At 66.2% G+C, this 8,469-nt stretch carries 7 protein-coding genes; 6 read left to right on the top strand and 1 reads right to left on the bottom strand.

The features are described from left to right. Nucleotides 1-389: 389 nt before the first annotated feature. From AB0O71_RS15180 to AB0O71_RS15155, 6 genes are read left to right on the top strand one after another with little or no spacing between them, the layout of a single operon-like run. The gene (locus tag AB0O71_RS15180; RefSeq protein WP_363746673.1) at nucleotides 390-1,643 is read left to right on the top strand and encodes a hypothetical protein; all 1,254 of its coding nucleotides are present in this window, start codon (nucleotides 390-392) and stop codon (nucleotides 1,641-1,643) included. A gap of 2 nt (nucleotides 1,644-1,645) precedes the next feature. Continuing rightward, nucleotides 1,646-2,698, top strand: coding sequence for an aldose 1-epimerase family protein (locus AB0O71_RS15175; RefSeq protein ID WP_363746671.1), 1,053 nt, complete (start codon nucleotides 1,646-1,648; stop codon nucleotides 2,696-2,698). Then, the gene (locus AB0O71_RS15170) at nucleotides 2,695-4,188 is read left to right on the top strand and encodes a sugar ABC transporter ATP-binding protein (RefSeq protein WP_363746669.1); all 1,494 of its coding nucleotides are present in this window, start codon (nucleotides 2,695-2,697) and stop codon (nucleotides 4,186-4,188) included. Before AB0O71_RS15175 ends, AB0O71_RS15170 begins: the two co-directional genes overlap by 4 nt. Continuing rightward, the gene (locus tag AB0O71_RS15165; protein WP_363746667.1) at nucleotides 4,185-5,192 is read left to right on the top strand and encodes an ABC transporter permease; all 1,008 of its coding nucleotides are present in this window, start codon (nucleotides 4,185-4,187) and stop codon (nucleotides 5,190-5,192) included. The genes AB0O71_RS15170 and AB0O71_RS15165 overlap by 4 nt, the downstream gene beginning before the upstream one ends. Then, a complete protein-coding gene (locus AB0O71_RS15160; protein WP_363746665.1) occupies nucleotides 5,189-6,244 on the top strand; it encodes an ABC transporter permease in 1,056 nt (351 codons plus the stop codon). Before AB0O71_RS15165 ends, AB0O71_RS15160 begins: the two co-directional genes overlap by 4 nt. After that, nucleotides 6,241-7,227, top strand: a complete 987-nt coding sequence (locus AB0O71_RS15155) for a sugar ABC transporter substrate-binding protein (RefSeq protein WP_363746663.1) — start codon at nucleotides 6,241-6,243, stop codon at nucleotides 7,225-7,227. The genes AB0O71_RS15160 and AB0O71_RS15155 overlap by 4 nt, the downstream gene beginning before the upstream one ends. A gap of 82 nt (nucleotides 7,228-7,309) precedes the next feature. Here the strand turns inward: AB0O71_RS15155 and AB0O71_RS15150 are convergent, their stop codons facing one another. Then, entirely contained in the window at nucleotides 7,310-8,311 is a 1,002-nt protein-coding gene (locus AB0O71_RS15150; protein ID WP_363746660.1) for a LacI family DNA-binding transcriptional regulator, read from the bottom strand. Nucleotides 8,312-8,469 lie beyond the last annotated feature (158 nt).

The raw sequence follows: 8,469 nt of genomic DNA, 5'->3' as shown, positions 1-8,469 counted from the left end.
CCCCGCGCGGGGGCCCCGGTCGGGCGGCGGCGCCCCCCCCCCCCCCGCCCCCCCCCCCCCCCCCCGCTCGCTTGGCGGGCCGGCTCGCTTGGCGGCCCGACCGGTCGGCGGGCGCCGCGCGGTCGGTCGGAGCGGGCCAGCGGCGCAACCTGCGCGCCGGTCGACCGCTTCATTGACCCGTTTCGGCGATCACGGGCCCGGGAATGCGTCGCGAACCGGGCGCCCATATCGAGTGATCGCGCAATAGTGCAGGAGAGATTCGGCGTAACGATTGGATATCGGCCCCATCGCCTCTTGTGCCCCGCGAAACACTTTGGTAGTTTCATTGAAACATTCTTGGTTCAATGAACCAGGGAAGCGAATCCAGCATCACCACAAAGGAGTGAGTAATGGCACAGGCCGGTCCCTACGAAGGCGTCACGAGCTCGGAAGCCGCGATCGAACGCGCGATGAACGATGCGAACGGCGTGCTGCGTCTCGCTCCCGCTTGGGTGCCGCGCGCCTTCTGCACGCCGGGTCGGCGTATCCGGCTGCACCCCGACGACTACTTCCCGCTGGGCAAGGAGCGCGGCGGCATCGATGAACGCTGGCTGGCGAGCGCGATCCGCGCAGACAATGGGCCACGCACCGACCCGTTCGAAGGTCTGAGCCTGGTGCGCGACCCCGATGGCGGGGTCATCCCGCTCGATGAGCTCATTGCGCAGGCGAAGGGCGACGCCATCGGCGGGCTCTGGGCATCGCACGGACTCTGGCCCATGTATTCGAAGTTCTTCGACAACGAGTTCCCCTTGCCCTTCCACATTCACCATCGCGATGAGCACGCCGCGCTCGTGGGCAAACCCGGCAAACCCGAGGCCTATTACTTCCCCCCGCAGATGAACAACCACGGCGGCCAATTCCCCTACACGTTCTTCGGGCTCCACCCGGAGGTCACGAAGGATCAGCTTCGCGACAAGCTCGAAGCGTTTCTCCGCGGTGGAGACAATCGCATCACCGATCTGTCGAAGGCGTACCGCATCACTCCCGGCACGGGCTGGGACGTGCCGGCCGGCGTACTGCACGCTCCGGCGAGCATGTGCACGTACGAACCGCAGGCGGCATGCGACGTCTTTGCGATGACCGAGTCGTGGTCGAACAACCGCGAGGTGCCAGACGAGCTGTTGTGGAAAGACGTCCCTGAGAACAAGGTGGGCGACCTCGACTTCATCGTCGACCTCGCCGACTGGGATCTGAACGTCGACACCGACTTCTGGAGTCACCGCTTCACTCCGCCGATCGAGACGGTCGAAAGCCGTGCCGGGTCGCCCGAGTACACGGAGCGCTGGATCACCTACCGTGCGACCGCGTTCAGCGCCAAGGAGCTCACTGTCGCTCCCGGCGGGTCCGTCACCGTGGCAGACCGCGACGCCCACGGTCTCATCGCGGTCGCCGGGCACGGCAGCATCGGCGGGCAGCACATCGCCGCGATCTCGAGCATTCGCTACGGCCAGTTCTCGAGCGACGAGTTCTTCATCACCGCGAGTGCTGCGACCGACGGTGTGCGCGTGGTGAACACCTCGACGACCGACGATCTGGTCATTCTGAAGCACTTCGGGCCGGCCAATCAGCAGCTCGAGGCTGAACGCGGCGAGCTGGGGCTCTAACGATGGCCGACCAGCCGCTACTGTTCGGCCGAACGCTCGCCGAAGCCCGCCGCCGTGTCGGTTCGCTGCACCAGCTTGCCCGCATCGATCACTACGACGAGACGCAGGGTGTCGGGCGAGGCGCCCGTCGCATCGTGCTCACTTCGGGAGGCGGGTTGACCGTCGAGCTCCATCCCGATCGCGCGCTCGATATCGGCGCGGTCAGCTACCGCGGGGTGCCCATCGCCTGGCATTCACCCACCGGATTTGCGAATCCCGGCCTTACAGTCGATGCAGGAACGGAGTGGCTCCGCACGTTCGGCGGCGGTCTGCTGGCGACTTGCGGGCTCGACTCGTACGGGCCGCCCAGCACCGATGCGGGTGTGGAATACCCCATGCACGGTCGCATCGGTTCGACACCGTCGGTCGTCACTCGTGCGCAGGTGACCGAGACCGAACTGGTGGTCGAGGCGGAGGTGCGCCAGACGAGCGTCTTCGGCGACAACCTGCTGCTCGAGCGTCGCATCTCGGTGCCCCTCGGGGGTGCTTCGATAGTGGTCGAGGATCGCGTGACGAACGAAGGCTCATCGCCCGCCGGCCACATGGTGCTCTACCACGCGAATCTGGGCTGGCCGCTGCTCGACGAACACGCGGTGCTCGAAGTGCCGTCTGTGTCGGTATCGCCCCGCGACGCCGATGCGGAGCAGGGGTTGTCGCACTGGTTCGACATCACCGCACCCGCGCCGGGATATGCCGAGCAGGTGTTCAAGCACGACTTCACTGGGCAGGCGATGGCCGAGGTCTCGCTCGATAACCCGACGCAGAATGTGCGGATCGCAGTGCGGTTCGACACCGCGACGCTGCCCGCTATGCATCAGTGGAAAATGCTCGGCGACGGGCACTACGTGCTCGGGCTCGAGCCGACGAACGTGGATTGGAGTCTCGGCCGTGCCGCCGCCCGTGACGCGGGCGCCCTGCCGATACTCGCCGCCGGGCAGAGCGTCGACTATCGCGTCGAATTTCACTGCGGAGCGAGCCGCTTGGGCGAACCAGACGAGTCAGGAGGAGGGGCATGAACACCGCATTGGAGATGCGAGGCATTTCGAAGTCGTTTCCGGGCATTCTCGCCCTCGCAGACGTTGACCTCATCGCGCGTGCCGGCGAGGTGCACGCGATCGTCGGCGAGAACGGCGCGGGGAAATCGACGCTGATGAAGATCCTCGCCGGCGTGTATCAACCCGATCAGGGCTCCATCGTGCTGGGGGGCTCCGAGACCCGCATCGCCGGGCCGATCGACGCGCGCAGGCGAGGGATCGGGATGGTCTATCAGGAGCTGAACCTCGTGCCCGATCTCACGGTCGCCGAGAACATCATGCTCGGCGCGACTCCTTCGCGCTTCGGGTTCGTGCGCCGCCGAGCGCTGGCGGAAGCCGCGACCGAGGTGTTGGACGCGTTCGATGCGCGGATCGACCCGTCGGCAATTCTCGGTTCACTCACGGTGAGCCAGCAGCAGATCGTCGAGATCGCAAAGGCGTACGCGCAGCGACCCAGCATCATGGTGCTCGACGAACCGACCTCGTCGCTCAGCGAACACGAGGCGCAGGCGCTCTTTCATATCGTGCGCCGTATGCGCGCCGATGGCATCGCGATCATCTACATCAGTCATCGGCTCCGCGAAGTGCTGGATCTCGCCGATCAGGTGACGGTGCTGCGCGACGGACGACAGATCGCCACACGACCGTCTGAAGGTGTGACGGCGGGTGAGATGATCCGCCTGATGGTGGGGCGGGATCTCACCGACATCTTCCCGAAACGCGAGGTGCCGATCGGTGAGGTCGTGCTCGAGGTCGACGGGTTGACACGGGCCGGCGCGTTCTCAGACGTCTCATTGAACGTTCGCGCTGGTGAGATCGTCGGGTTGGCCGGGCTGGTCGGAGCAGGACGCACTGAGGTGGCGCGGGCTGTGTTCGGCCTCGATCGCGCGCAGTCGGGTACCGTGCGGGTCGACGGAGCCGAGCTCGTCGCCCGCACTCCGGCGCAGGGGGTCGCGGCAGGCATCGCCTACGTTCCCGAGGACCGCAAGCGTGACGGCATCGTTCCCTCCGCGTCCATCAAGGACAACATCTCGCTGCCGGTACTTGCGAGCCTCTCCACGGCCGGATGGATCTCGCGCCCTCGTGAACGAGCCATGGTGCGCGAGCAGGTCGAGACCCTGGGCGTGTCACCGCCCGTCATCGAGCGCGCCGTCGACACGTTGAGCGGCGGCAACCAGCAGAAGGTGGTGATCGCGAAATGGCTCGCTGCTCGACCCCGAGTGCTGATCCTCGACGAGCCGACTCGCGGAGTCGATGTCGGAGCGAAGGCCGACATCCACGAGATCATCGGTGAGCTCGCGGCCGCTGGAACGGCGATCCTGCTCATCTCATCGGAGCTGCCAGAGGTGCTCGCGGTCAGCGACCGGATCTACGTGCTCAACGAGGGGCGCGTCTCAGCCGAACTGGATCGAGCCGAGGCCGATGAGGCCGCGGTAATGCTTGCGGCAACGGGAGAGGCGGCCAACGCATGACCGATACGAAACTCGATACGACGGTGACCGGCGTTCCCGGAACGAGCAGGGTCACCCGCGCAAACCTCGGAGCGCGTCTCGGGCCCCTGATCGGGATGCCGGTGGGCATCGTGCTCCTCCTGATCATCGGCACACTGCTCTCCGACCGATTCTTCTCGGTCGGCAATCTCGTCAACGTGCTGATCAACATCTCCATTCTCGGCGTGATCGTGGTCGGCATGACGTTCGTGTTCATCACGCGCGGGCTCGCCGATCTCTCGGTCCCGGCGACCGTCGCAGTCGGCGCGATTCTCACCCTCGGCTTGCAGCCCGCAATCGGCACGTTCGCCGCAGCTCTCGTAGGAATTCTCGCCGCGTGCGGAGCGGGAATCGTGAGCGGCGTGCTGATCGGTTATGCGCGCATCAACCCGGTGATCACGACGCTCGGCGTCAGCACCATCGTGCTCGGAATCGCTCAGTGGAGCGTCGGGGGTGTCATCGTCTACGGGTCGGACCCCGAGGCGCAGGCCTTCGTGAACAGCCGCGTGTTCGGGATCCCGGTGATCGTGATCATCTTCGTCATCGTCGCGGTCGTCGGTCATCTCGTGCTCTCGCGAACCACGCTCGGCCGATGGGTGTATGCGGCGGGCAGCAATCCTGATGCGACCCGCGCGAGTGCGGTTCCGCTGGCGAGGACGAGGGCGAGCGCATTCATCATGACGGCCGGGCTCAGCGGGCTCGCGGGCGCTCTGCTCGGGATCACCCTGCAGACGGCGCGGCCCGCGATCGGAGTCGGGTACGAGTTCGACGCGATCACTGCGGTCGTCGTCGGCGGCATCAGTCTGCTCGGCGGGTCGGGGAGCATTCCCCGAGCGATCGGCGGGCTCCTGTTCGTCGCCCTGCTCAACAACATTCTGGTGCTCCAGGGTGTTCCCACCGCGGTGCAGGGCATTGCCAAGGGGCTGCTCATCGTCGGCGCCGTCTCGTTGGATATCTACCTCCGTCGGAAGGGAGGCCGCTCATGAGCATCAACGCACCCCTGCGCGACGGGTGGAGCCTGGCGCTCCTCGGGCTCGTGCGCTACCGCGTTATCGTGATCCTCGTTGCGACCCTCGTCATCGCGGCTACGTTCGTTCCGGGCTTCTTCGAGGCCAGAACGCTCAGTCTCGGCATCGATCGCGTGGCGACCATGGGGCTCATCGCCATCGGGCTCACCGTCGTGCTGATCGCCGGTCAGCTGGACCTCTCGGGTGGCGCGATCCTGGCGCTCTCGGGTATCGCTGCCGTCGGTCTGCAGGAATCGATGGGCCAGGTGCCGGCGGCCATCGTCGGACTCGGCGTCGGCGTGCTCGCCGGGTGCTTCAACGGGGTGCTGGTGGTGCTGCTCCGCATCAACTCGCTCGTCGCCACGCTCGCGTCCATGTTGCTGTTCCGTGCGATATGCCACCTCATCACCGATTCACGACCGGTCAGCGGCATCGATCCCTTCTTCGGCATTCCGCTGACCCAGCCCGTGCTCGGCACACTCTCGACGCGCGTCTTCATCTTCGTCGTGCTCATTCTCCTGCTGCATGTCTGGCTGACGCGGATGGTCTCCGGGCGAAACCTGTTCGCGGTCGGCAGCAACGCGACGAGCGCGGCGGCGAGCGGCATCCGTTCGCGCTGGTACCTCTTCGGAGCGTTCGCCTTCAGCGGGCTCATGGCCGGTCTCGCGGGGGTGACGTTCGGCATCGCTTCGAATACTGGCTCCCCGGTCTTCGGCGACACGATCGTGCTCACCGCTATCGCCGCAGTGGTCATCGGCGGAACGCGCCTCGAGGGCGGCGTCGGGTCGGCCCTCGGCACGCTCGGCGGTTTGCTCACGCTCGCGGCCCTGACCACGGCGATGGAGTACCAGAGCATTCCCGCGTATGTGCAGGACATCGTGACCGGCGCCATCCTGCTCCTCCTCATTCTGCTCGACCGTCTGACCCACGCCAAACGTGGCACTGATGTATCACCCTCCGCACTGCTGCGGCGTCTCTCGTCGAAGAGGGATGACGCGCATTCGCACGAAACCGAAAGGACACCCGCATGATCAAGAAGGTACTTCTCGGAGGAACCGCGTTCACCGCGGCCCTCTTGCTCGCCTCCTGCTCAGCCTCAGGGGCCGACACCACTGGTGAATCCGCCGACGGCGCTGAAACCGCAGGCGCTGAGATCTGCTACATCACGGCCGCGGAATCGCATGCGTATGCGACTCCCGCGAACGAGGCGTTTCAGGAGGCCGCCGACGAGGCTGGTGCGAAAGTCACCATGCTCAGCCAGGACTTCGACGTGCAGACCGGCACGGAGCAGCTGACGACGTGCATCGGTCGGAGCCCCGATGGCATCGTGCTCTGGCCGCTCGACCCGCAGGCGTACATCCCGGGCCTCATCCAGGCGCAGACGGCGGGGATTCCCGTTGTGCTGATCAATTCGCCGATGGACGACGAGGCGCTCGAACTGGTGGCCAGCTTCACCGGACCCGACGTATACGAGGAGGGCGTACTCTCGGCGGACGCCATGGATGAGGCCCTCGGCGGCGAGGGCGGCGTGGTCATCATCGCCGGCCAGGCCGGAAACGGCACCAGCATCGGGCGCACCGACGGCTTCACTGAGCAGCTCGAGGAGATCGGATCGGGCATCGAGGTGCTGCAGACCGTGAACGCCGACTTCGATCAGCAGAAGGCGCTCGTCGCGAGCCGCGATCTGATCACTCGCTTCGGCGACGATATCGACGGGGTGTACGCCAACGACGACACGATGGCGCGCGGATTCATCGACGCGTGGGCTGAAGCGGGCAAGGATCCCGCGGAGATTCCGCCGATCGTCGGCATCAATGGCCAGCAGGACGCGTTCGAATCGATCCGACAGGGGCAGTTCTACGCGACCATCGTGCAATCGCCGGTCGAGGACGGCAAGCTCGCTCTGGAGACGATCGTGCAGGCTGCTGCAGGCGAGACGGTCGAGAACCGCATCCCCATTCCGCTGACCGTGGTCACCGAGGAGAACGTCGAAGACGTCGAACCGGCGTTCTAACCCGAGCTTCGTGTGCAACGGAACGGACCCCGCGTCGATCGCGCAGGGTCCGTTCCGCGTTCACCCAGCAGGGCCGCCGGCGTCATGTTGAGGATCGCACGACCAGTTCGGGTGAGAGCACGATGTGGTTGGCTCGTGGAAGCGGGCCCGGCCGATCGATCAACTGGATCATCATCTCGACCGCGGTGCGGCCCAGCAGTTCCCGGGGCTGCGCCACGGTCGTGAGCGGTACCGCGCCGATCGCCGCCCATTCGATGTCGTCATACCCCACGACGGCGATGTCGTCCGGAACGCGCAAGCCCGAGCGCACGAGCTCTTGAATGAGGCCGAGCGCGAGCATGTCGTTCGCGCAGAGCACGGCGCTGGGGCGCTTGTCGTGCGGGCGCGCAGCGAGGGCGGTTCCCAGGCGCCGGCCCTCATCCACGGTCCATGATGCGGTGGTCACGACTTCGAGCGTGATGTCGCCGTCCGACTGATGCACGACCTCACGGGCGCCTTCGTATCGAGACCGTACTTTGGGCGACCGATGCGGGTGCCCGAGAAACGCGATGCGCCGATGTCCTCGCGAGATCAAGTGCCGCGCACCGAGTCGCCCGCCCTCGCGATCGTCGATCACCACGGACCAGACGTCGCGGTCGTCCCCCACGCGATCGACGAAGACCATGGGAACGCCGCGATCTTTCAACATGTCGAGGCGGGAGCTGCGCTCGTCCACCGGGGAGATGATGATGCCCTGCACGCGTTGCTGCACCAGGAGATCGAGGTTCTGGGATTCGATCTGCGGATCGTAGGAGCTGTTGCAGAGCACCACGCCGAGGTCGCGTTCACGGCAGACCGCTTCGGCCCCGAGCGCGACGTCGACGAAGAACGGGTTGCCGAGTTCGGCGACCGTGATCCCGATCGTTCGCGTGCGGCCCGGTCGGAACTGCCGCGATCGCTGGTCGGGGATGAACTCCAGCTCGGAAATGGCACGCTGCACGCGCTCACGAGTGTCGGCGCGAACATATGACGGGCGATTGAGCACGTTGCTCACAGTGCCCGAAGACACCCCCGCGAGGCGGGCGACGTCTCGAATAGTCGCCACGGCCTACCGCCCGGTGCAGTGAAGAGGATGGTTCATTGAACGATCCTATCGCGAGTCGCCGGCCTGTTCGCACAGCGACGCCCTCACCGCCAAAACCCGCAGCGGGGGGGGAAAAAAGGGGGGGGGGGGCGGCCCACAGACACGGCGGAGGGCGCGCG

This window comes from Leucobacter sp. NPDC077196 (assembly GCF_040687075.1).
Classification (GTDB): Bacteria; Actinomycetota; Actinomycetes; order Actinomycetales; family Microbacteriaceae; genus Leucobacter.
Note: the sequence above shows the minus strand (reverse complement) of the source record. Positions and strands in the feature narration are given on the sequence as shown.

Bases quoted from the DNA above. Each gene is read 5' to 3' on its own strand.
- AB0O71_RS15180 (WP_363746673.1), top strand. From the start codon at position 390: ATGGCACAGGCCGGTCCCTACGAAGGCGTCACGAGCTCGGAAGCCGCG.
- AB0O71_RS15170 (WP_363746669.1), top strand. From the start codon at position 2,695: ATGAACACCGCATTGGAGATGCGAGGCATTTCGAAGTCGTTTCCGGGC.
- AB0O71_RS15175 (WP_363746671.1), top strand. From the start codon at position 1,646: ATGGCCGACCAGCCGCTACTGTTCGGCCGAACGCTCGCCGAAGCCCGC.
- AB0O71_RS15160 (WP_363746665.1), top strand. From the start codon at position 5,189: ATGAGCATCAACGCACCCCTGCGCGACGGGTGGAGCCTGGCGCTCCTC.
- AB0O71_RS15155 (WP_363746663.1), top strand. From the start codon at position 6,241: ATGATCAAGAAGGTACTTCTCGGAGGAACCGCGTTCACCGCGGCCCTC.
- AB0O71_RS15165 (WP_363746667.1), top strand. From the start codon at position 4,185: ATGACCGATACGAAACTCGATACGACGGTGACCGGCGTTCCCGGAACG.